Source organism: Raoultella sp. T31 (assembly GCF_002806725.1).
GTDB classification, from domain to species: domain Bacteria; phylum Pseudomonadota; class Gammaproteobacteria; order Enterobacterales; family Enterobacteriaceae; genus Klebsiella; species Klebsiella electrica.
The window spans coordinates 1-22,084 of sequence record NZ_PIBO01000003.1; the positions used below are offsets into that span (position 1 = coordinate 1).

Here is a 22,084-nt window from a genome sequence, read left to right on the forward strand (position 1 = left end):
GTCAACGCCTTACCCGGGCTACCGACTGCAGATGGCTGTAACCCGTAGCCCGGCTAAGCGCAGCGCGAGCCGGGAAGATAGCCTGAAGCGGAGGGGGCTTTCCCGGGTCGCGGCGTCAACGCCTTACCCGGGCTACCGACTGCAGATGGCTGTAACCCGTAGCCCGGCTGAGCGCAGCGCGAGCCGGGAAGATAGCCTGAAGCGGCGGGGGTTTTCCCGGGTCGCGGCGTAAACGCCTTACCCGGGCTACCGACCCGCAGATGGCTGTAATCTGTAGCCCGGCTGAGCGCAGCGCGAGCCGGGAAGATAGCCTGAAGCGGCGGGGGCTTTCCCGGGTCACGGCGTAAACGCCTTACCCGGGCTACCGACCGCAGATGGCTGTAACCCGTAGCCCGGCTGAGCCCAGCGCGAGCCGGGAAGATAGCCTGAAGCGGCGGGGGCTTTCCCGGGTCGCGGCGTAAACGCCTTACCCGGGCTACCGACCGCAGATGGCTGTAACCCGTAGCCCGGCTGAGCCCAGCGCGAGCCGGGAAGATAGCCTGAAGCGGCGGGGGCTTTCCCGGGTCGCGGCGTAAACGCCTTACCCGGGCTACCGACCGCAGATGGCTGTAACCCGTAGCCCGGCTGAGCCCAGCGCGAGCCGGGAAGATAGCCTGAAGCGGCGGGGGCTTTCCCGGGTCGCGGCGTAAACGCCTTACCCGGGCTACCGACCGCAGATGGCTGTAACCCGTAGCCCGGCTGAGCCCAGCGCGAGCCGGGAAGATAGCCTGAAGCGGCGGGGGCTTTCCCGGGTCGCGGCGTAAACGCCTTACCCGGGCTACCGACCGCAGATGGCTGTAACCCGTAGCCCGGCTGAGCCCAGCGCGAGCCGGGAAGATAGCCTGAAGCGGCGGGGGCTTTCCCGGGTCGCGGCGTAAACGCCTTACCCGGGCTACCGACCGCAGATGGCTGTAACCCGTAGCCCGGCTAAGCGCAGCGCGAGCCGGGAAGATAGCCTGAAGCGGCGGGCTTTCCCGGGTCGCGGCGTAAACGCTTTACCCGGGCTACCGACCGCAAACGGCTGTAACCCGTAGCCCGGCTAAGCGCAGCGCGAGCCGGGAATGAAGCGGGGGTAAATTCAGGGCTTAGCGTGGACGCGCTCGGTCAGCCCGCGCAGGAAATAGCGCAGGAACTGATCGCCGCATTCACGGAAATTCTTATGCTCCGGCGCGCGCATCATGGCGGTAATTTCCGGCATCGAAACGCGAAACTTCTGCTGGGTCATAATGGCAAGAATATCATCGGTCTTCAGGGAGAAGGCGATGCGCAGCTTTTTCAGCACGATATTGTTATTCACCCGACGCTCAACCGCCAGCGGCGGGGCCGCCTCGTCTTTGCCGCGTTTGTCATAGATCAGGCCGTTGAGGAAGAGCGACAGCATAATGTCCGGGCAGCGCTGGAAGCCCTCTTCGTCCTCCTTTTTCAGCCACGGTACCAGCTGCTCTGCGCTGACGACGGAATCGCCCAGCGCAAAAATGCGCGCCAGGTCGTTATTATTGGTTTTCAGGGTGTAGCGCAGGCTACGTAAAATATCGTTACTGATCATAATGCCTTCATGATGAAAAATGCTGGCGCTAAGTCTACCATGATTCCGTCGTTTTACAGACCAATCGCCTCTTTCAGACTTTTTAAGTAGCGGCGGCTCACCGGCACCGTTTGTCCGGCCCGCATCAGCAGCTCCGCCTGGCCGTTTTCCTCAAGGCGAATCTCTTTCAGGTGGGCCATATTCACCAGATACTGCCGATGACAGCGCAGCAGCGGCGTCCGGCTCTCAAGGGTGCGTAAGGTCAGCTCCGTGAACCCCTCTTTCCCCTCGCGGTCGGTAACATAAATTCCGCTCATTCGGCTACTGACAAAGGCGACATCCTCCATCTGCAGCAGCCAGATCCGGCTGTGGCCGGTGCAGGGAATATATTTCAGCGCCTGCTGGGTATCGTCGAGCAGCGAGATATCCTGCAGGCTGCGCTCCTGGCGCAGGCGCGCCAGGGTCTTCTCCAGCCGCGGTGCTTCGATGGGTTTCAGCAGATAATCAAACGCATGTTCTTCGAACGCCTTCACCGCATACTCGTCGAAGGCGGTGAGAAACACGATGTAAGGCCGGTGTTCAGGGTCGAGCATCCCGACCATTTCCAGGCCGCTGATGCGCGGCATCTGAATGTCGAGAAACAGCACGTCCGGGCGCAGCTTGTGCACCGCGCCAATCGCCTCAACCGCGTTGGCGCACTCCCCGACTATCTCAATATCGCTGGCAGACTCCAGCAAAACCCGCAGATTTTCTCGTGCCAGCGGCTCATCATCAACTATCAACACTTTTAACACGCGCTCTCCTCCAGAGGCAGTCGCAGCGTGACGCGGGTGAAACGTTCCGCTTCACAGGTCACGGTAATGCCGCAGTCAGCGCCGAAACGCGCCCGTAACCGGCGGTCAACCAGACTCATTCCCAGCCCGCTGGCGTTGGGATTGTCCTGGTACAGGCCGGCGTTATCCTCAATATCTAATTGCAGCCAGCGCTCGTGCTGGCTGGCGCGAATGGTAATTTCCCCTACCCCGAGATGCTGCGACGTGCCGTGTTTAATGGCGTTTTCAACAATGGGCTGCAGCGTAAACGCCGGTAGCTGATGGTGAGCCAGCGTGTCGGGCACCAGCATCTGAATCTGTAAATTGGCCTGGAAACGCGCTTTCTCAATTTGCAGATAGGCATTCACGTGCTCAATCTCATCCGCCAGCGTCACAAACTCCGACGGCCGCTTCAGATTCTTGCGGAAAAAAGTCGACAGGTACTGCACCAGTTGCCCGGCCTGATCGCTGTCGCGGCGAATCACCGCTTTCAGGGTATTCAATGCATTAAACAGAAAATGGGGATTCACCTGCGCGTGAAGCAGCTTGATCTCCGATTGCGTCAGCAGCGCCTTCTGCCGCTCATACTGCCCGGCGAGGATTTGCGCCGACAGCAGCTGGGCTATCCCCTCCCCGAGCGTGCGGTTGATGGAGCTGAACAGGCGGTTTTTCGCTTCATACAGCTTGATAGTGCCGATCACCCGCTGGTTTTCGCCGCGCAGCGGGATAACCAGCGTCGACCCCAGCTTGCAGCCGGGATGAATGGAACAGCGGTAAGGAACCTCGTTGCCGTCGGCATACACTACTTCGCCGCTATCAATCGCTTTTTGCGTATAGGAAGAAGAGATAGGCTTGCCCGGCAGATGGTGGTCGTCGCCAATACCGGTGAACGCCAGCAGCTTGTCGCGATCGGTGATGGCGACCGCGCCGATGTCAAGTTCCTGAATAAGCACCTGCGCCACCTTCATGCTGTTCTCTTCGTTGAACCCCTGACGCAGGATCCCCTCGGTCGAAGCCGCCACCTTGAGCGCGGTGGCGGAAAACGCCGAGGTGTATTTCTCAAACATCGCCCGCTTATCGAGCAGGATACGCATAAACAGCGCGGCGCCCACGGTGTTGGTGACCATCATCGGCGCGGCGATGCTTTGCACCAGATGCAGCGCGTCCTGAAACGGGCGGGCGATCAGCAAAATGATCATCATCTGCACCAGCTCGGCAAAGAAGGTGATCGCGCCGGCGGTGAGCGGGCTGAAGACCTTATCCGGGCGCCCACGTTTGACCAGCACGCTGTGGACCAGGCCACCCAGCAGCCCTTCGACAATCGTCGAAACCATGCAGCTTAATGCCGTCATGCCGCCGAGGGAGTAGCGATGCAGACCGCCGGTCAACCCCACCAGGCCACCAACGACCGGGCCGCCGAGCAGGCCGCCCATCACGGCGCCGATGGCGCGGGTATTGGCGATCGAGTCTTCGATATGCAGACCGAAATAGGTCCCCATAATGCAAAAAATGGAGAAGGTCACGTAGCACAGCAGCTTATGCGGTAAGCGAACGGTAACCTGCATCAGCGGGATGAACAGCCGCGTCTTGCTCATCAGCCACGCGATGACCAAAAACACGCACATCTGCTGAAGCAGCAGCAACACCAGATCAAACTCGTACATACCCACAGACCACGCTTCACTCGAAAGCGCGTAACATACACTGCCCGGTCATCACTTTCTTTGAAGCACTACAAGAAAATCACAAATCATGGTCAGGATCACACTTCTTGCCCGCCTTTCGCCGACTAAATGAACAAAAAATAAGCGAATATTTCCTCTTCCGTAAACAGCTTCTACAGTTATAGGGGAGACTTTGCGGGAGGGGATATATGGCGCTTTATACGATTGGCGAAGTGGCTCAGCTTTGTGACATCAATCCCGTAACGCTTCGCGCCTGGCAACGGCGCTATGGATTGCTGAAACCGCAGCGCACCGACGGCGGACATCGTCTGTTTAACGAGCAGGAAATTGACCGTATCCGCGAGATTAAGCGCTGGATTGATTCCGGCGTTCAGGTGAGTAAGGTCAAAACCTTGCTTAACGACAACATGAGCGGAGAAGAAGACGGCTGGCGGCAGCAGCAGGAGATTCTGCTGGGGTATCTCCACGACGGCAACTACTCGCGTTTACGGCTGTGGATCAAAGAGCGCAACCATAGTTATACGGCGCTGACCCTGGTCAACCATCTGTTTATCCCCTTACGCCACCGCCTGCTCAGCCCGCAGCCGACGCTTAGCACCTTGCGCAGCATCCTCGACGGGATTCTGATCAACCATGTCGCGCATAGCCTCGCCAGCGCCTGGAAACGTCCGGGCAGCCATGCGCTGGTGCTCGGCTGGAATGTCAACGATACCACGCGGCTGTGGCTGGAGGGCTGGATCGCCTGCGAACAAGGCTGGCGGGTCGATGTCCTCCCCCACTCTCTGACGCAGATTCGCCCCGATCTGTTTCCTGACAGCACCCTGCTGGTCTGGTGCGGCGAAACGCCGACCCTCGCGCAGCAGGAGCAGCTCCAGGCCTGGCAGCAGCAGGGTCACGTTATCTGGCTAAATAGCAATTAATGTTTCATTAACACCTGTGCTTCACCGTATAATCCCTCCGTTAACATCAGGAGCCTGTTATGAAGCCAGCGAAAATTGCGGTTATCACCCTCTTCTTATTCATGGCCATCAGCGGCATCGGCGGCGTCATGCTGGCCGGTTACTCGTTTATTGTGCGCGGTGGTGTCGGCTGATTCGCCGGTGCAACCGTTCAAAGCCGCGGTCGACGATAATCGCCGCCAGCGCCACCAGTAGCGCCCCCTGAATAACATAGGCGGTATTAAATCCGCTCAGGCCGATAACGATAGGCGTGCCGAGCGTATTCGCCCCGACCGTTGACGCAATGGTCGCCGTACCGATATTGACGATGGTCGAGGTGCGGATACCGGCCAGCATCACCGGTGCGGCCAGCGGCAGCTCCACGCGGATAAGTCTCTGCCAGCCCGTCATGCCCATCCCTTTAGCGATACTCACGACCCCCGGCGGCACGGCGCTCAGTCCGGCCAGGGTCCCCTGCAGGACCGGCAATATGCCATACAGCGCCAGCGCAATCAGCGCCGGCTGCCAGCCAAACCCCAGCACCGGAACGGCAATCGCCAGCACCGCCACCGGCGGGAACGTTTGCCCCATCGCGGCAATGGTCTCCACCAATGGACGAAACTCGCGGCCAGCGGGACGCGTCACCGCCACCCCGGCCCCGACGCCCACCGCCGTCGCCGCCAGGCTGGAAAACGCCACCAGCCAACAATGGGCAAAAGTCAGGGCGACAAAACTCTCCTGCTGATACACCGGGCGCGGCAGATCGGCAAACAGCGCGCTGAACAGCGGCGTACTGTAAGGCAGCAGCAGCAAAATGGCGATAAACAGCGCCAGCAGCCACAGCAGCGGATCACGAAGTACGCGCATGCCGCACCTCCTCGCCGAGCAGATCGGCAAAATGCAGCGTCCCGCACGCTTGCCCCTGTTCATCCACGACCGGCAATACTTCGCAGCGATGGGCAATAAACTGCGACAGCGCTTCGCGCAGCGTCATCGCGACGTTCAGCGTATCGCCGGTAAGCCGTTCATCGCGCCGCAGATAGTCGCCCACCCCGCGCAGCGACAGCAGCCGGACGCCCAGTTCGCTGCGGCCAAAAAAAGTCTCGACGAAGGTATTTTCAGGCGCGAGCAGCATCTGCAGCGGCGTCCCCTGCTGCACCACCTCGCCCCCGTCCATCAGCACCAGGTGATCCGCCAGCCGCAGCGCTTCATCAATATCGTGGGTCACCAGCACAATCGTTCGTCCGAGCAGCCGATGGATGCGGATCATCTCCTGCTGGAGCGCCTCCCGGGTCACCGGATCCAGCGCGCCAAACGGTTCGTCCATCAGCAGGACTTCAGGATTGGCCGCCAGCGCCCGCGCCACGCCAACACGCTGCTGCTGCCCGCCGGAGAGCTGATGCGGATAGCGCGCCCGCAGCGTCGACTCCAGCCCCAGCAGCGCCATTAATTCGTCAATGCGCGCGGTGATTTTGCGCGCCGGCCATTTTTGCAGTTGTGGGACGGTGGCGATGTTCTGCGCGACCGTCCAGTGCGGAAACAGGCCGATAGACTGAATGGCGTAGCCCATCCGTCGACGCAACGTCAGCACCGGCTGCTGGCGAATATCCTGCCCGGCAAAACGGATGGTGCCGCTGTCATGCTCGACCAGCCGGTTAATCATTTTCAGGGTGGTCGATTTCCCCGAGCCGGAGGTGCCGATCAGGACCGAGAACGCGCCTTCGCGCAGGTGCAGGTTCAGGTTTTTCACCGCCGGCAGCCCGGCGAAGGATTTGTTCACCCCGTCAAATTCAATCACCCGCCTCTCCTTTCAATAATGCCCCCCACAGCGCAAACAGCGCGTCGACGACCACCGCCAGCGCAATCGTCGGAATCACCCCCAGCAGTACCAGATCCAGCGCGCTGCTCAACAGCCCCTGGAACACCAGCGCGCCAAACCCGCCGGCGCCGATCAGGGCCGCGACCACCGCCATGCCGACGGTTTGCACGCTCACCACCCGCAGACTGCGTAGCAGAACCGGCAGCGCCAGCGGCAGCTGCACGTGCCAGAAGCGCTGCGCGCCGCTCATCCCCATCGCCGCAGCGCTCTCCAGCGCATCGCGCGGTACCTGCTGTAAACCGGTAACCACCCCGCGAACCAGCGGCAGTAACGCATACAGCACCAGCGCAATCAGCGCGGGCGTCATCCCGGTGCCGGAAATACCGCGTTCAGCCAGCCCAGGAAAATGGCGGGCGAGACCGGCCAGCGGCGCGATCAGCAGACCAAAGAGCGCGACGGAGGGAATGGTTTGAATAACATTGAGAAAGGTGAACACCGGGGCCTGCCAGCGCGGCCGACGCCAGAGGCCGATGCCCACCGGCAGCCCGATCAGCAGACCCGGTAGCAGCGTGCCAAACAGCAGGGTCAAATGTTGACGCAGGGCGTCATCAAACACCTCCTGGCGGTTGGCATACTCTTTCAGTAGCGAGAGCTGATTCAGCGCTCCGCTGCCGAGCAGCACGCAGGGAATCAACCAGATTTGCGCGTTGAGCAGCCAGCGCCAGTGCGCCCGGGTGGTCAGACGCCGGATAGTCTCGCTGGCCAGCAGTAAGCACAGCGCCAGCGCCAGCCACAGGCCGCTTCCCGGTGACGTGCGGGCCAGCGGGGAGCCGCTGTGCGCCAGCTGTACCGCCGTCTGCCCCGTCCCCCAGAACAGCAGCGCCAGCAGCGCATCCAGCATCAGCAAGCTCAGCAGCAGCGGCCTGCGCCCCGGCAGCCAGCAGAGCAGAATCAGCAGCAGCGCGCCGCCGACCTGTAGCGCCATCAGCCACGGCGCGAGCTGCCAAAGCCAGCGCCCTTCCCCGGACAGCAGACGGTTAGGCGCATAGTTGACGAACGGCAGGGCCACCACCAGCAGCAGTAAACTGGCCAGCAGCAGCGATACGCGGTTATAACAGCGAATAACCACGAATAATCTACTTCAGCAGCCCTTTTTGCTGCAGATAATCTGCGGCAACTTTTTTCGCGTCCAGCCCTTCCACGGCAATGCTGGCATTGAGCTGTTGCAGCGTTTTCTCGTCAAGGCTGGCAAAGACCGGCTGCAGCCACTGGCCGATTTGCGGATAGGCTTTCAGCACCGCTTCGCGCACCACCGGGGTCGGAGCATAGATCGGCTGTACGCCCTGCGGATCGCTGAGCGTTTGCAGCCCCAGCGCCGCCACCGGTCCGTCGGTTCCGTAGGCCATTGCCGCATTCACCCCGGAGGTTTGCTGGGCCGCCGCTTTGATGGTCACCGCCGTATCGCCCCCGGCCAGCGACAGCAGCTGACTTTGCTTGAGCTTGAAGCCGTAGGCTTTTTCAAAGGCCGGGAGCGCATCCGGGCGTTCGATAAATTCGGCGGAGGCGGCGAGCTTAAAGTCGCCCCCTTCTTGCAGCCAGGTGCTGAGGTCGGCCAGCGAGGTCAGATGATTTTTTTCCGCCAGATCCCGACGCACGGCAATGGTCCAGGTGTTATTGGCCGGCGCGGGCGTCAGCCAGATAAGCTTATTCTTCTGCGCATCGAGGGTTTTGACCTTCTCATAACCCTGCTGTGCGTTCTTCCACGCCGGATCGTTTTCGTCTTTAAAGAAGAAGGCGCCGTTGCCGGTGTATTCCGGGTAAATGTCCAGTTCCCCCGCCGTAATCGCCCCGCGTACCACCGGGGTGGTGCCCAGTTGGATCTTATTCACGGTTTTCACGCCATGACTTTCCAGAACCTGCAAAATGATATTGCCCAGCAGCGCCCCTTCGGTGTCGATTTTTGAGCCCACTTTGACCGGCTCCGCCGCCTGAAGCGGCAGGCTGATCAGCGCGGCCAGCGCTAGCGCACCTGACCAAATACGTGCCTTTATCATCCCCGCGTCCCTCTTTAATTTGCGCTCCATTAACAGGAGCTTAAGAGAAAAGCGTAGTTCATTTAGCGCAGCGTAAAAAGAAAAGGCCGAATATTCGGCCTTTGCGACTGCTGACAAACCTGTTTTAAACGGGGCGCCGGCGTTTCCGCCGGGCGGCGACGGGCGCCTTACCCCGCGTCCCCTGTTAGAGCAGCTCAAACTCACTCTGCTTGACGCGGGCGGAGTCGACGCCAATAAAGACGTTAAATTTGCCCGGCTCGGCGTCGTATTTCATTTTCTGATTCCAGAACTTCAGCGCATCCACCTCAATCGGGAAGCTGACGGTTTGCGTCTCGCCTGGTTTCAGCGTCACCCGTTTGAAGCCACGCAGCATTTTCACCGGACGACTCAACGAGGCGGTCACATCCTGCAGGTAGAGCTGAATCACCGTCGCCCCTTCGCGTTTGCCGGTGTTAGTCACCTGCACGCTGGCGGTGACGCTGCCGTTGCGCGGCATGGTCGGCGCCGACATTTTCACGTCGGAGACGCTAAAGGTGGTGTAGCTCAGACCGTAGCCAAACGGATACAGCGGGCCATTCGCTTCATCAAAGTAGCGGGAGGTGTATTTGTTCGGTTTGTCAGCATTGTACGGACGGCCGGTATTGAGGTGGCTGTAGTACACCGGAATCTGCCCCACCGAGCGCGGGAACGACATCGGCAGTTTACCGGACGGGTTGGCATCACCGAACAGCACATCGGCAATAGCATGGCCGCCTTCGGTCCCGGCGAACCAGGTTTCGAGGATAGCGTCAGCCTGCTGATCCTCTTTCACCAGCGCCAGCGGACGACCGTTCATCAGCACCAGCACCAGCGGCTTGCCGGTGGCTTTCAGGGCGCTAATCAAATCGCGCTGGCTCTGCGGCAGGGTAATGTCGGTGCGGCTGGAAGCCTCATGGGCCATGCCCTGCGCCTCGCCCACCACGGCCACCACCACGTCGGACTGTTTCGCCGCGGCTACCGCTTCATCGATCATCGCCTGCGGCGAGCGCGGATCGACCTGCACCGCTTTCTCATACAGGTTAAGGAAATCGACAATGCCCTTATCGTCGGTCACGTTGGCACCGCGGGCATAAATCACCTTGCCTTTGTCACCCAGCGCGTCTTTGATGCCGGTCAGCACCGTTACCGACTGATCCGCCACGCCCGCCGCCGACCAGCTGCCCATCATGTCGCGCTTGCTGTCGGCCAACGGCCCGATAACCGCAACGGTCGCCGATTTGTTCAGCGGCAGCGTCTCCAGACGGTTCTTCAGCAGCACCAGGCTTTGCTGCGCGACTTCGCGCGCCTCTTTGCGATGCAGACGGCTTTCGGCGTTGGTATCCTGCGGGTCGGACCCCTGCGGGCCGAGGTGGCTGTACGGATCGTTAAACAGCCCCATATCATATTTGACGTTGAGCACGTGGCGCGTCGCATCATCCAGCTCCGCCATCGTCACCTTGCCGGATTTGACCAGCCCCGGTAGGTATTTGCTGTAGTACTCATCGCTCATGCTCATGTTGATGCCCGACTTCAGCGCCACCCGCACCGCATCTTGTGGATCGGAGGCGACGCCGTGTTTGATCAGCTCTTTGATTGCGCCATGATCGGAGACGGTGATGCCTTTAAAGCCCCAGTCATCGCGCAGCACCTCTTTCAGCAGCCAGGCATCGGAGGTCGCCGGCGTGCCGTTGAGCGAGTTGAGCGCCACCATCACCGCGCCGCTCCCGGCATCCAGCCCCGCTTTATACGGCGGCATATAGTCGTTGAACAGGCGCTGCGGGCTCATATCGACGGTATTGTACTCTTTGCCCCCCTCCACCGCGCCATAGGCGGCAAAGTGCTTCACGCTGGTCATCACCGAGTAGCGATCCGCCGGGCTCTTACCCTGCATCGATTCGACCATCGCCCGTCCCATTTCGGTGGTCAGATAGGTATCTTCGCCGAAACCTTCCGAGGCGCGGCCCCAGCGCGGATCGCGGGAGACGTCGACCATCGGCGCCCAGGTCATGTTGAGACCGTCGTCAGCGGCTTCATAGGCCGAAATACGCCCCACCGTGCTGACCGCATCCAGGTTAAAGGAAGAGGCCAGACCCAGGCTTATCGGGAACACCGTGCGCTGGCCGTGAATCACGTCATAGGCGAAAAACAACGGGATTTTCAACCGGCTGAGCTGCATGACCTGGTCCTGCATCGCGCGGATATCCGGGCGGGTCACGGTATTAAAGATAGCCCCGACCTGACCGTCTTTGATCATCTCGCGGATCGCCTCTTTCGGGTTATCCGGCCCGACGCTGATCAGCCTTAACTGGCCAATTTTTTCATCGACGGTCATCTTCTTGAGCAGTTCACTCACAAACGCATCGCGGGCCTGCGGCGTCAGAGGGTGATTGCCGAACAGTTCATCCGCCAGAGCGGGTTGCAGCGCCAGACTGACGGCGACGCCTATCGTGCAGAGCCATTTCATTTTTATCTCTCTTTCTCTCAGAACCGGGATTACGGCAAAACATAATAAAAACCGCAGTTTGCCATATATATAAACAAGACGCCTGCACAATGCTAAGGTTCTTCTCTGATTTTTCGACACATTCGCGCACAAAATTGTCATACAAAGCGCTATGCTTAATGCCGATATTTCGGTACCACCACAAGGAGTGGAACATGTCACCTGCAACAACATCGAAGAATTCTGATTTTCTGGCGGAACTGGCAAGACTGGTTGGCCCCTCCCATCTGTTAACCGATCCGGCAAAAACCCAGCGCTACCGTAAAGGTTTCCGCTCCGGCCAGGGCGACGCTCTGGCGGTGGTCTTCCCCGGTACCCTGCTGGAACTATGGCGCGTGCTGAGCGCCTGCGTCGACGCCGATAAAATCATTTTGATGCAGGCGGCGAACACCGGACTGACCGAAGGTTCAACCCCCAGCGGCAACGACTACGACCGCGAGATAGTCATCATCAGCACTCTGCGCCTCGATAAGCTGCACCTGCTGGATAAAGGCGAACAGGTGCTGGCGTTCCCGGGCACCACCCTCTACTCGCTGGAAAAAGCGCTGAAGCCGCTGGGTCGCGAGCCGCATTCGGTGATCGGATCGTCCTGCATCGGCGCCTCGGTGATCGGCGGGATCTGCAACAACTCCGGCGGTTCGCTGGTACAGCGCGGCCCGGCCTACACCGAGATGTCGTTATTTGCCCGGATTGACGAAAACGGCAAGCTGCGGCTGGTGAACCACCTCGGGATTGACCTCGGCACCACGCCGGAACAGATCCTCAGCCGCCTCGACGACGACCGTATCAAAGACGATGATATTCAGCACGATGGCCGCCACGCCCATGACCACGATTACGTCACCCGCGTGCGCGACGTTAACGCCGACACCCCGGCGCGCTACAATGCCGATCCGGATCGTCTGTTTGAATCTTCCGGCTGTGCCGGCAAGCTGGCGGTATTCGCCGCGCGCCTCGATACCTTCCCGGCGGAAAAACGCCAGCAGGTCTTTTACATCGGCAGCAATAACCCGGCGGTGCTGACGGAAATCCGTCGCCATATCCTCGCCGGGTTTGAGCATCTGCCGGTGGCGGGCGAGTACATGCATCGCGATATCTACGACATCGCCGAGCGCTACGGGAAAGACACCTTCCTGATGATCGACAAGCTCGGCACCGACAAAATGCCGTTCTTCTTCACCATGAAAGGCCGCACCGACGCCATGCTGGAGAAAGTGTCGCTGTTTAAGCCGCACTTTACCGACCGCTTCATGCAAAAGCTCGGACACGTCTTCCCGGCGCACCTGCCGGAGCGGATGAAAAGCTGGCGCGATAAATATGAACATCACCTGCTGCTGAAAATGGCCGGCGACGGCATCGAAGAAGCGCAGGCCTGGCTGAAGGAGTACTTCCGCAATGCCGAGGGCGATTTCTTTGCCTGCACGCCGGAAGAAGGCAGTAAAGCGTTTCTTCATCGCTTCGCCGCCGCGGGAGCCGCCATCCGTTATCAGGCAGTACACGCCGACGAAGTGGAAGATATTCTGGCACTGGATATCGCCCTGCGCCGTAACGATACCGAGTGGTTTGAGCAGCTGCCTCCCGAGATAGACAGTCAGCTGGTGCATAAGCTCTATTATGGTCACTTTATGTGCCACGTCTTCCACCAGGATTACATCGTCAAAAAAGGCGTCGATGCCCACGAACTGAAAGAGAAGATGCTGGAACTGCTGCAAGCGCGCGGCGCGCAGTACCCGGCCGAGCATAACGTCGGCCACCTCTATGAAGCGCCGGAAAGCTTAAAGCAGTTCTACCGCCAGAATGACCCGACCAACAGCATGAACCCGGGGCTCGGTAAAACCAGTAAGCAGAAGTACTGGGGCGAGCGCCAGGCAAACGGGAGCCACGTCTCTGAAGAGCACTAATCAGGGATGACGAGCGACGGGATTCTGTATTACGCTGCACGCCGGAGAAACGCCTCTCCGGCAAACCTGGTTAAGGAGTCCCGTTATGTCCGAAGCGGATATGTTGCACGGCGCTGAATTAGAGATCCGCGAAGCTCTGCCCGATGACGCGCACGCCATCGCGGCGTTGTATGTCTGGCACGTGCTGAACGGGCGCGCTTCCTTTGAAGATATTCCCCCCACCGTCGACGAAATGCGCCAGCGGATCAAAACCGTGCGCGACAACGGGCTGCCCTGGCTGGTGGCGCTGTGGCGCGGCACGATTGTCGGCTACTGCTACGCGACGTTTTACCGTCCTCGCCCCGCCTATCGCTACACGCTTGAAGAGTCGATTTATGTCGAGTCCGGCATGGGCGGACGCGGCATCGGTAGCGCCCTGCTCTCTCGCCTGATTGAAAAGTGCGAGCAGGGTCCGTGGCGACAAATGCTGGCGATTATCGGCGACGGACACAGTAACGTCGGGTCAATTGCTATACATAAGAAATTTGGTTTTAGCGTGGCGGGCCAACTGCGCAGCGTCGGTTACAAAATGGGCGACTGGCGGGATACCTTGATTATGCAGCGCCCGCTCGGCGATGGCGACTGGACGCTGCCGGAGTGATATCAGGCTGCGAAATCCCCGGCTCGCGGCGTAAACGCCTTAGCCGGGCTACCCATGCGCAGTTCTGTAGCCCGGCTAAGGCGCTACCCTTGCGCAGTTCTGTAGCCCGGCTAAGGCGCAACGCGCCGCGAGCCGGGGGAAGCAGGGGAAAAATTAATCGTTCTGCGCGGTCTGCGTGCCGCCTTTGAGCATCGCATCCGCCATTTGCGCTTCACGCTGCTTTTTATAGCTCAGCGCGGACGCTGGAACCGGCATCACCTTCCCGGTTTCAACCCACGTACGCAGACGGCTGGCGTCGGCAAAGTGGGTATATTTCCCGAATGCATCCATCACCACCAGCGCCACCGGGCGCTGATTAATCACCGTTCTCATCACCAGGCAATGGCCCGCAGCATTCGTAAACCCGGTTTTGGTCAGCTGGATATTCCAGTTATCCCGATAGACCAGGTGGTTGGTATTGCGAAACGGCAGCGTATAGGCCGGATGGGCGAAGGTGGCGGTGTCTTCTTTGGTGGTACTCAGCTGACCGATCAGCGGATATTGCTCGGTGGCCATCAGCAGCTTCGTCAGGTCGCGCGCGGTCGATACGTTGTGAATCGACAGGCCCGTCGGTTCAACGTAGCGCGTATGGGTCATGCCCAGCGCCTGAGCCTTGGCGTTCATGGCGCTGATAAACGCGTCATAGCCGCCAGGATAATGGTGAGCCAGGCTCGCGGCGGCGCGGTTTTCGGAAGACATCAGTGCCAGCAGCAGCATATTGCGGCGGCTGATTTGGCTGTTCAGACGCACGCGTGAATAGATGCCTTTCATCTCCGGCGTGTGGCTGATATCAACGGTGAGCATCTCGTCTAACGGCAGATGCGCATCCAGAACCACCATCGCCGTCATCACTTTGGTGATCGACGCAATGGGGCGAACCAGATCCGGCTGGCTCTGGTAAATAATCTTTTTGCTCGCAAGATCAACGATCATCGCGCTGCCGGAAGCAATTTCCGGCTGTAGGGCCGTCGCGGCCACGGTGGTTTTTGCTAGCGCCTGGGGCGCAAAAGGCACAGCCAGAAGCAAGGTCAGGCTGAGCAAAGAAACTCGAAATTTCGGCATCGTGAGCATTCTGAAAAGTATTCTTGCACGTTATAAACGTACGCTGCGTGGCCGGGGAAACAGGCAACGCTGGCAACCCCTATCATACCCCGGCAGAATGCTGGCTGACTAATAAGAATCGTGAACAAATGCTGCATTGCCGGCATAAATATTCATTCATACCGGCAATATATTTACTCATCAAACGATTCAGGCGATGGTCGCCTGGCGCAACGGCATTAAAACAGTCGGTAGCCGTATCCCCAGAGAATCACGGTTATCGCCAGCAGGACTTCAAGCACCAGCACCCCGATGGCGAGGGTGGAACTGGCAAAGCTGAGTCCCTCTTCTTTATTGATGCTCAGGAAGGTCGGGATACCGAGATACAGCAGGTAGCCGGTGTAAAACAGCGCGATCGTCCCCACCAGCGCGCACAGCCAGACCAGCGGATAAAGCGCGACCAGCCCGCTGAGAAACAACGGCGTGGCGACGTACCCGGCAAACACCATGCAGCGTTTCAGCGATGGCCGCTGCGGGTAGTTTCTGGCCATCCACCAGATAATCCTCCCCATCACCGCTACCCCGCCCAGCATCACGGCGTAGAACACCACCGCCAGCGCCAGACCGGTAAACAGTGAAAGTTTTACCACGGTGCCATCGCCAAAGTTCCAGCCAAGCTGCGTGGTGCCGATAAAGGCGCAGATAACCGGAACCGCTGCCATGACCAGCACATGGTGCGTATAGTGATGCGAAATGGTCTCGTTTTCGCTCTTGATAACGCTCATCTCTTGATTCGGATGAGAGAATAGTCCCCAGACATGGTTCATAGCGTCCCCCTTGTCACGGCCTGGTACAGCACTGATCCAAGTATAATTCACCCTCAGAGATTATTTTATGTACAGTAATAAAAATGCGCTCACAGCCTGTCCTGCCAGGCGTGATTGGCGACAGGGTAGCGAAACCGGAGCGTACACCTCTTCTGCCCGCCCTGAAGGACGTTCCCGGATAACGCCTGATGAGTGCTGACGGGTTCAAATGACAAGCAAAATAGTCTTAATCAGACAGGCGGTTAACGTGGTTTTAAGCCCCAGGGTGTATGATTAACCCATTAATGATTGATCCCGTTGATTCTTCACGTTGCCTGACCGGCACGATTAGCCGCCAGACACGCGGCGGAAGTACAAGGGGTAAGGGAGTTTATTTTTTCATGGATATCAATAATTTGATTTCCCATTATGGCTACGCTGCGCTGGTGATTGGCAGCATAGCGGAAGGTGAGACCATCACCCTACTGGGCGGCGTGGCCGCGCATCAGGGCTTATTAAAATTTCCCCTGGTCGTTATCTCGGTTGCCCTGGGCGGAATGATTGGCGATCAGCTGCTGTACCTGCTGGGTCGACGCTTTGGCGGCAAGCTGCTGAAACGCTTTTCCCGCCATCAGGCGCGGATCCGCAAGGCACAGCGCATGATTCAGCGCCGCCCCTATCTGTTTGTGATTGGGACCCGTTTTATGTACGGTTTCCGGGTGATCGGGCCATTATTGATCGGCGCCAGCCGTCTGCCGCCAAAAGTATTCCTGCCCCTGAATGTGCTCGGCGCGCTGGTGTGGGCGCTGTTATTTACCACGCTGGGCTATCTGGGCGGGGAAGCCATTGGACCGTGGCTGCATCATCTTGATGCGCATCTGAAACACGGGATCTGGCTTGTTCTGGTGGTCGTGCTGGTGGTAGCTGCACGATGGTGGTTCCGGCGCCGCGAGGCGAGAAAGAAAGAGTAGCGACGAACCGGCGCGGCCGGGAGACCCGGTCGCGCAGAAGGTGCTTTGCCAGGCGTTAATCCGACCCGGTGGTCTGGTGGTAGCCGCCGCCCAGCGCTGAGGTCAGCTGAATACTGGCATCCAGCCACTGGCCACGCAGGCGCAGCGCGGTAATGCGCTCCTGGAGCGCAGGCAGCCTGGCCATACTAACCCGCGACCCAGGAAGGATCCCGGCGTTCCTGCGGGCCTCCGCCAGATTCACCGTCCGCTGCGCATCCTTTTCAACCTGCTGCTGCCGCTGGTTCTTCTCCATCAAGGTCTCAACCTGGCTTGCGCTCTTCGCCACCTGGTTCACCGCGTCAACAACCGCTTTGTTATATTTTGCCACCGACAGATTATTCTGCGCGCTGGCAATATCGAGGTTGGCGTTCAGCCTGCCGCTATCGAAAACAGGCAGCGTCAACCCGGCGGACAGCCCCATCTGCTGCGCGGAGTGACGGAACAGATCGCTTAAGTGCAGCGCATCCTGCTGCAGGAAGGCCATCAGATTGATGTCCGGATAAAACGCCGCTTTCGCCGCATCGACCTCGCTCAGCGAGGCCTCGATATACCAGTGGGCCACCTGCAGATCCGGGCGACGCGCCAGCAGTTCATACCCCAACACCGTCGGCATCTGCGCGCTCACCGGCGGAAGATTAACCGGATGCAGATTCAGCGCCTGGCTCTGGCTGTTGGTCAGCGCCATCAGACGCGCTTCGATCTCTTTCATGTTGCCCGCAGCGTCCGCCAGCTGCTGGTCGGTTTTACTGACATTGATGTTGTTTTCCGCCCCTGCGGCCGAGTTGGTGATCCCGCGCTGATACAGCGACTGGTCTACGCTGACAATATTATTTTGTTCGCTTTTCACCTGCTGGAGCACGGTTTTCACCGCGGCCTCGGTCTGCCACTGCCAGTAGAGTCGCGCCACGCTGCTGGCCAGCAGTTCGCGGGTTTGCGCCTCTTCCGCCACTTGCGCTTTGAGTTCACCAATACGGGCTTTCACCAGCGCCCGGTTTTTCCCCCACAGATCCAGATCCCAGCCCGCCGTCAGGCCAAAGGTGCCGTTGGTGTACCAGGGCCCGGTATTGCCGCCGCTGTCCGTGGCAAATGGCCCCGTCAGCCCCTCCGCCGACATTTTCTGCCGTTCAACATCGGCGGAGAAATCCATCTCCGGCCCAAGACTGGCTTGCGACATCCGTGCCTGTGCTTCCGCCAGCCTGATGCGCTGAGCGGCAATCTGCATATCCGGCGCATTCGCCAGCGCGCTCTGAATCAGGCTATTCAACTGCGGGTCGTGGTAATCCTGCCACCAGTTACTTTGCGGCCAGCCATTTTTAACCGCCGCGGGCAGATCCATTGACACATGAGAGGCCGGTGTCTGCTGCGCAGGCGGATGGCCAATATCATGGGACGGCGCGCAGCCAGCCAGAACGATGACCAGGGGGAACCCAGCCAATACGCGTTTTCTCAGAGTAAGATTCATCAGACAGGTCAGGTAACTCAACAAGGTTGGTTATACTAAATTAAATGGAATTAAGCCGTTTAGTAAAGTGTGTGACTAAACGCCCAGATAATTAAAAATAAACAAATAATTCATGGAGTGATAATGAGCCAGAATATCTATGGCGATACGGAATTTTTTGCAGGATATGCCACTCTCGACCGCCCGGTAAAAGGGCTCGACGGCGGAGCACATCGCCGCTCAGCCGGGGCTGGATAAGGAAAAGAGCGGCCGATGCTCTTTGTGCCGCACGCCCGTAAGCCGACATAATCAGCGCAAAGGCCCGGGATTATCCGGGCCCTGAGCAGGGTGGCGGCGCGATTTTAGCGGCTGTGTCCGCCGCTCTTAGGGTGGCGGTTAGCGCTTTCCCGGCCACCAGAACCGCAGGCGGTGACTATTTTAAGCTGCCGCCATTGCTGGCAATCACCTCTTTGTACCAGTAGAAGCTTTTCTTCTTGCTGCGCGCCAGGGTGCCGTTGCCGCTATCATCGCGATCGACGTAGATAAAGCCGTAACGTTTGGACATCTCCGCCTTCGACGCGCTGACAAGGTCGATGGGCCCCCAACTGGTGAAGCCGAGCAGCTCCACGCCGTCTTCAATAGCCTCTCGCGCCTGCACCAGATGGTCGTTCAGGTAGCTGATACGGTAGTCATCGTTAATGCTGCCGTCAGCCTCCACTTTATCTTTCGCCCCCAGCCCGTTTTCAACGATAAACAGCGGCTTCTGATAGCGATCCCACAGCACGTTAAGCAGCGTCCGCAGACCCAGCGGATCGATCTGCCAGCCCCACTCGGAGCTTGCCAGATGCGGGTTTGGCACCATGCTGAGGATATTGCCGCGCGCCTTTTTGTTCAGCTCCTCGTCGGCGGTGACGCAGCCGGTCATGTAATAGCTGAAGGAGATAAAATCCACGGTCTCTTTCAGCGCCGCGCGATCGGCCTCGGTGATGGTAATATTCATTCCGTGGTCGCGGAAGTAGCGCAGCATGTAGCCCGGATACTCGCCCCGACACTGCACGTCGCCGAAGAACTGCCAGCTGCGATTCTGTTGCAGGGTTTCAAAGATATCTTCCGGTTTGCAGCTGAGCGGGTACATTAAACCGCCGAGCAACATATTGCCGATTTTGCCCTCGGGCACGATGTCGTGACAGGCTTTTACCGCCAGAGCGCTCGCCACCAGCTGATGGTGAATAGCCTGATAGACCGCCTCTTTACTGCTCCCTTCCGGCAGGCCGACGCCGGTCATCGGGGCGTGCAATGACATATTGATTTCGTTAAAGGTCAGCCACAGTTTGACCTTGTCTTTATAGCGGGTGAATACCGTTCTGGCGTAGCGTTCAAAGAAGCCAATCACCTCGCGACTCCCCCAGCCGCCGTAGTTTTTCACCAGCGCCCACGGCATTTCATAGTGCGATAGCGTCACCAGCGGCGTGATATTGTGCTGCGCCATTTCCGCAAACAGGCGGTCGTAAAAGGCCAGACCGGCCTCATTTGGTTCAGCATTGTCGCCATCGGGGAAAATACGCGTCCAGGCAATCGACACCCGCAGGCAGTTGAAGCCCATCTCCGCAAACAAACTGATATCTTCCGGATAGCGATGATAAAAATCGATCGCGATATCTTTGATGCCGCTGTCGCCCGGCACACGTTCAACGACGTCGCCGAAGACGCCATGCGGCTGTACGTCTGAGGTTGATAATCCTTTGCCCTCTTCCAGATATGCGCCTTCTACCTGGTTTGCCGCGGTTGCGCCGCCCCATAAAAACGTCTGCGGGAATCTCTTCATCTTTCTCTCCTCTGATTAATGGCTGACAGACAACAGCGGCTGGCCGGCATCGGCCTCGCTGGCGGATACGATGTCTACGGCGCGATAATCGTCGCTGTTGCTGATAATAATCGGGGTTGCCAGGTCATAACCGGCGTCCAGAATGGCCTGGCGGTCAAATTCGAGCAGCAAGTCACCTGCTTTGACCTTATCACCTTCTTTCACATGGGCGGTAAACGGCACGCCATCGAGCTTCACGGTGTCGATACCGACATGAATCAGCAGTTCAATGCCGCTATCGCTGAGCAGGCCAATCGCATGTTTAGTCTGGAATAGTGACGCCACCTCTCCGGAAAACGGCGCAATCACTTTGCCGACGGAGGGAATAATCGCCACACCTTTGCCCAGCAGACCGCTGGCGAAGGTGCTATCGGGAACCTGATCCAGCGCCAGTACGGTTCCGGACATCGGGGCAAGAATATCGTTTTCCGTTACCGGGGCAAGCGGAACGTCCGATGCTTCCGCCCGGCTCGCGGGCAGCCCGGCAATAAAGGTCAGCGCGCAAGAGATAACCAGCGCAGCCACGATGCCAATTGCTCCGCCCCATACGGTGTCGTCGATTCCGTGCGGCGGAATCATCTGCGCCAGGGTGAAAATATTGGCAAAGCCAAAGGAGTAGACGTGACTGTCGCTCAGGCCAACGATGGCCCCACCGACGGCGCCAGCCACACAGCCAAAGATAAACGGGCGACGCAGCGGCAAAGTCAGGCCATAAATCGCCGGCTCGGTGATGCCAAAGATCCCGGCGGATACCGCAGAGCCGGCCAGCACTTTTTGCCGCGCATCGCGGGTGCGCAGGAAAATCCCCAGCGCCGCCCCGACCTGACCCATCACCGCCGGCAGCAGCATCGGTAGCATCGAGTCCTGTCCCAGCACCGTCAGGTTATTAATCATCAAGGGGATCAGTCCCCAGTGCAGGCCAAAAATAACGCACACCTGCCATAGCGCGCCCATCGCCGCGCCCGCCAGCCATGGCGCGACCGTGTAGATAATCTGGTAGCCGTGGGCCAGCAGTTGACTGAGCCAGGTGGCCACCGGGCCGATAGCGAGGAAGGTCAGCGGAACCACGACGGCGATGCAAAACAGCGGCGTAAAGAAGTTTTTCATTGATGACGGTAGCAGCGCATTGCTTTTACGCTCCAGCCAGCAGCTCACCCACGATGCGAGGATAATCGGGATCACCGAGGAGCTGTAGTTGATAAAGGTCACCGGGATGCCGAGAAAGTGCGCCGCCTCCGAGCCGGGAAGCTGTGCCGCGTCGAAGGCCTGAATCATCATCGGATGGGTCAACGCCCCGCCGATCACCATGGTAATAAACGGATTACCGCCAAATTTTTTCCCGGCGGTATAGCCCAGAAACAGCGGGAAGAAAAAGAACAGCGCGTCGCTGGCGGCAAACCAGATTTTATAGGTCCCCTGCTGCGGAGTCAGCCAGCCGCAAACCACCGCCAGCGCCAGCAGCCCTTTGAGGATCCCCGATGCCGCCAGCACGCCGATAAACGGCGTGAAGATACCGGAGACCACATCAATTACCTGGCCAAGCAGCGAGGTTTTCTCCCCGGAACTGGCCACCGGTTCGCTGTCGTCCGTCAGACCCGCTTCATTGCGTACCGCCTGCCAGACATCGTGGACGTGGTTACCAATCACCACCTGGAACTGACCCCCGCTTTCCACCACCATGATGACGCCAGGGTTGGCCTTCAGTCCTTCCGCGTCCGCCTTCTTGTTTTCTTTGAGCTTAAAGCGCAGCCGTGTAGCGCAGTGAACCAGACTCACAATATTCTCTTTGCCACCAACCCGGCTAAGAATATCCTGCGCGAGTGCTTTATATTCCATGCTGTTTTCCTTACTTCCGCTGCCCGCAGGCAACCGTGACTGAGTGTAAAAATAAAAAAACCCGAGAACCACGCCGGATGGCGTCGCGCTCAGGTTTTGCCTGCGTTATGCAG

At 59.1% G+C, this 22,084-nt stretch carries 18 protein-coding genes and 2 pseudogenes; 7 read left to right on the forward strand and 13 right to left on the reverse strand.

Features of this window, described 5'->3' with window-relative positions; all coding sequences use genetic code 11:
• On the forward strand, nucleotides 1–232 hold a 232-nt coding region (locus tag CWM52_RS26465), incomplete at its 5' end, for a hypothetical protein (protein ID WP_206057668.1).
• 885 nt (nucleotides 233–1,117) lie between these two features.
• Here the strand turns inward: CWM52_RS26465 and CWM52_RS02645 are convergent.
• Genes CWM52_RS02645 through CWM52_RS02655 form a run of 3 tightly spaced genes read right to left on the reverse strand, consistent with a single transcriptional unit; the run spans nucleotide 1,118 to nucleotide 4,040 of the window.
• The gene (locus CWM52_RS02645) at nucleotides 1,118–1,585 is read right to left on the reverse strand and encodes a DUF1456 family protein (RefSeq protein WP_100682666.1); all 468 of its coding nucleotides are present in this window, start codon (nucleotides 1,583–1,585) and stop codon (nucleotides 1,118–1,120) included.
• Between the two features lie 53 nt (nucleotides 1,586–1,638).
• Nucleotides 1,639–2,358 (reverse strand): two-component system response regulator BtsR, encoded by a 720-nt coding sequence (gene btsR / locus CWM52_RS02650; RefSeq protein WP_004864711.1) that lies wholly within the window; start codon nucleotides 2,356–2,358, stop codon nucleotides 1,639–1,641.
• The gene (locus CWM52_RS02655) at nucleotides 2,352–4,040 is read right to left on the reverse strand and encodes a sensor histidine kinase (RefSeq protein WP_100682667.1); all 1,689 of its coding nucleotides are present in this window, start codon (nucleotides 4,038–4,040) and stop codon (nucleotides 2,352–2,354) included. The genes btsR and CWM52_RS02655 overlap by 7 nt, the downstream gene beginning before the upstream one ends.
• A 209-nt stretch (nucleotides 4,041–4,249) precedes the next feature.
• Here CWM52_RS02655 and CWM52_RS02660 point away from each other — a divergent pair, with 209 nt between their 5' ends.
• Both CWM52_RS02660 and CWM52_RS02665 read left to right on the forward strand, forming a co-directional pair.
• Nucleotides 4,250–4,981, forward strand: a complete 732-nt coding sequence (locus CWM52_RS02660; protein WP_100682668.1) for a MerR family transcriptional regulator — start codon at nucleotides 4,250–4,252, stop codon at nucleotides 4,979–4,981.
• A 59-nt stretch (nucleotides 4,982–5,040) separates the two neighbouring features.
• Nucleotides 5,041–5,154: a protein YohO gene (locus CWM52_RS02665; protein ID WP_004103838.1), complete on the forward strand. Its 114-nt coding sequence runs from the start codon at nucleotides 5,041–5,043 to the stop codon at nucleotides 5,152–5,154.
• Here CWM52_RS02665 and CWM52_RS02670 read toward each other — a convergent pair.
• The 5 genes from CWM52_RS02670 to bglX all read right to left on the reverse strand — a co-directional run bounded on the left by CWM52_RS02670 (nucleotide 5,129) and on the right by bglX (nucleotide 11,354).
• Nucleotides 5,129–5,866, reverse strand: coding sequence for an ABC transporter permease (locus CWM52_RS02670; protein WP_100682669.1), 738 nt, complete (start codon nucleotides 5,864–5,866; stop codon nucleotides 5,129–5,131). The two genes, CWM52_RS02665 and CWM52_RS02670, sit on opposite strands and share 26 nt — an antisense overlap.
• Nucleotides 5,850–6,797, reverse strand: coding sequence for an ABC transporter ATP-binding protein (locus tag CWM52_RS02675; RefSeq protein ID WP_100682670.1), 948 nt, complete (start codon nucleotides 6,795–6,797; stop codon nucleotides 5,850–5,852). Before CWM52_RS02675 ends, CWM52_RS02670 begins: the two co-directional genes overlap by 17 nt.
• Nucleotides 6,790–7,947, reverse strand: a complete 1,158-nt coding sequence (locus tag CWM52_RS02680; protein WP_100682671.1) for an ABC transporter permease — start codon at nucleotides 7,945–7,947, stop codon at nucleotides 6,790–6,792. Before CWM52_RS02680 ends, CWM52_RS02675 begins: the two co-directional genes overlap by 8 nt.
• Nucleotides 7,948–7,954: 7 nt before the next feature.
• Nucleotides 7,955–8,872 carry an ABC transporter substrate-binding protein gene (locus tag CWM52_RS02685; RefSeq protein ID WP_100682672.1) on the reverse strand — a complete coding sequence of 306 codons (918 nt, stop codon included), beginning with the start codon at nucleotides 8,870–8,872 and terminating at the stop codon, nucleotides 7,955–7,957.
• Nucleotides 8,873–9,056: 184 nt separating this feature from the next.
• On the reverse strand, nucleotides 9,057–11,354 hold the full coding sequence (gene bglX / locus CWM52_RS02690) for a beta-glucosidase BglX (RefSeq protein ID WP_100682673.1): 2,298 nt from the start codon (nucleotides 11,352–11,354) through the stop codon (nucleotides 9,057–9,059).
• Nucleotides 11,355–11,548: 194 nt separating this feature from the next.
• Between bglX and dld the strand changes: the two genes are divergently transcribed.
• On the forward strand, nucleotides 11,549–13,294 hold the full coding sequence (gene dld / locus CWM52_RS02695; RefSeq protein WP_100682674.1) for a D-lactate dehydrogenase: 1,746 nt from the start codon (nucleotides 11,549–11,551) through the stop codon (nucleotides 13,292–13,294).
• An 85-nt stretch (nucleotides 13,295–13,379) separates the two neighbouring features.
• A complete protein-coding gene (locus CWM52_RS02700; RefSeq protein ID WP_100682675.1) occupies nucleotides 13,380–13,934 on the forward strand; it encodes a GNAT family N-acetyltransferase in 555 nt (184 codons plus the stop codon).
• 153 nt (nucleotides 13,935–14,087) lie between these two features.
• On the opposite strand, the gene pbpG is transcribed toward CWM52_RS02700, so the two are convergent.
• Nucleotides 14,088–15,035 carry a D-alanyl-D-alanine endopeptidase gene (gene pbpG, locus CWM52_RS02705; protein WP_100682676.1) on the reverse strand — a complete coding sequence of 316 codons (948 nt, stop codon included), beginning with the start codon at nucleotides 15,033–15,035 and terminating at the stop codon, nucleotides 14,088–14,090.
• 218 nt (nucleotides 15,036–15,253) lie between these two features.
• On the reverse strand, nucleotides 15,254–15,841 hold the full coding sequence (locus tag CWM52_RS02710; protein ID WP_100682677.1) for a Yip1 family protein: 588 nt from the start codon (nucleotides 15,839–15,841) through the stop codon (nucleotides 15,254–15,256).
• Nucleotides 15,842–16,221: 380 nt separating this feature from the next.
• Between CWM52_RS02710 and CWM52_RS02715 the strand changes: the two genes are divergently transcribed.
• Nucleotides 16,222–16,791, forward strand: a complete 570-nt coding sequence (locus CWM52_RS02715) for a DedA family protein (RefSeq protein ID WP_100682678.1) — start codon at nucleotides 16,222–16,224, stop codon at nucleotides 16,789–16,791.
• 55 nt (nucleotides 16,792–16,846) lie between these two features.
• On the opposite strand, the gene mdtQ is transcribed toward CWM52_RS02715, so the two are convergent.
• Nucleotides 16,847–18,292, reverse strand: a complete 1,446-nt coding sequence (gene mdtQ / locus CWM52_RS02720; RefSeq protein ID WP_100682679.1) for a multidrug resistance outer membrane protein MdtQ — start codon at nucleotides 18,290–18,292, stop codon at nucleotides 16,847–16,849.
• A 123-nt stretch (nucleotides 18,293–18,415) separates the two neighbouring features.
• Here mdtQ and CWM52_RS02725 point away from each other — a divergent pair.
• Nucleotides 18,416–18,496: pseudogene (locus tag CWM52_RS02725) on the forward strand (SAM-dependent methyltransferase); the annotation flags it as partial.
• Between the two features lie 208 nt (nucleotides 18,497–18,704).
• Here CWM52_RS02725 and CWM52_RS02730 read toward each other — a convergent pair.
• Together CWM52_RS02730 and bglF are read right to left on the reverse strand one after the other, a co-directional pair.
• Nucleotides 18,705–20,096, reverse strand: coding sequence for a glycoside hydrolase family 1 protein (locus CWM52_RS02730; RefSeq protein WP_100682680.1), 1,392 nt, complete (start codon nucleotides 20,094–20,096; stop codon nucleotides 18,705–18,707).
• A 15-nt stretch (nucleotides 20,097–20,111) separates the two neighbouring features.
• Nucleotides 20,112–22,080 (reverse strand): annotated as a pseudogene (gene bglF / locus CWM52_RS02735) (PTS beta-glucoside transporter subunit IIABC).
• Between the last annotated feature and the right edge of the window lie 4 nt (nucleotides 22,081–22,084).

Excerpts from the sequence above, each read along its gene's own strand:
- CWM52_RS02645 (WP_100682666.1), bottom strand. The coding sequence starts at position 1,585 with ATGATCAGTAACGATATTTTACGTAGCCTGCGCTACACCCTGAAAACC.
- CWM52_RS02655 (WP_100682667.1), bottom strand. The coding sequence starts at position 4,040 with ATGTACGAGTTTGATCTGGTGTTGCTGCTGCTTCAGCAGATGTGCGTG.
- CWM52_RS02660 (WP_100682668.1), top strand. The coding sequence starts at position 4,250 with ATGGCGCTTTATACGATTGGCGAAGTGGCTCAGCTTTGTGACATCAAT.
- CWM52_RS02665 (WP_004103838.1), top strand. The coding sequence starts at position 5,041 with ATGAAGCCAGCGAAAATTGCGGTTATCACCCTCTTCTTATTCATGGCC.
- CWM52_RS02670 (WP_100682669.1), bottom strand. The coding sequence starts at position 5,866 with ATGCGCGTACTTCGTGATCCGCTGCTGTGGCTGCTGGCGCTGTTTATC.
- CWM52_RS02685 (WP_100682672.1), bottom strand. The coding sequence starts at position 8,872 with ATGATAAAGGCACGTATTTGGTCAGGTGCGCTAGCGCTGGCCGCGCTG.
- bglX (WP_100682673.1), bottom strand. The coding sequence starts at position 11,354 with ATGAAATGGCTCTGCACGATAGGCGTCGCCGTCAGTCTGGCGCTGCAA.
- dld (WP_100682674.1), top strand. The coding sequence starts at position 11,549 with ATGTCACCTGCAACAACATCGAAGAATTCTGATTTTCTGGCGGAACTG.
- CWM52_RS02700 (WP_100682675.1), top strand. The coding sequence starts at position 13,380 with ATGTCCGAAGCGGATATGTTGCACGGCGCTGAATTAGAGATCCGCGAA.
- pbpG (WP_100682676.1), bottom strand. The coding sequence starts at position 15,035 with ATGCCGAAATTTCGAGTTTCTTTGCTCAGCCTGACCTTGCTTCTGGCT.
- CWM52_RS02710 (WP_100682677.1), bottom strand. The coding sequence starts at position 15,841 with ATGAACCATGTCTGGGGACTATTCTCTCATCCGAATCAAGAGATGAGC.
- CWM52_RS02715 (WP_100682678.1), top strand. The coding sequence starts at position 16,222 with ATGGATATCAATAATTTGATTTCCCATTATGGCTACGCTGCGCTGGTG.
- mdtQ (WP_100682679.1), bottom strand. The coding sequence starts at position 18,292 with ATGAATCTTACTCTGAGAAAACGCGTATTGGCTGGGTTCCCCCTGGTC.
- CWM52_RS02730 (WP_100682680.1), bottom strand. The coding sequence starts at position 20,096 with ATGAAGAGATTCCCGCAGACGTTTTTATGGGGCGGCGCAACCGCGGCA.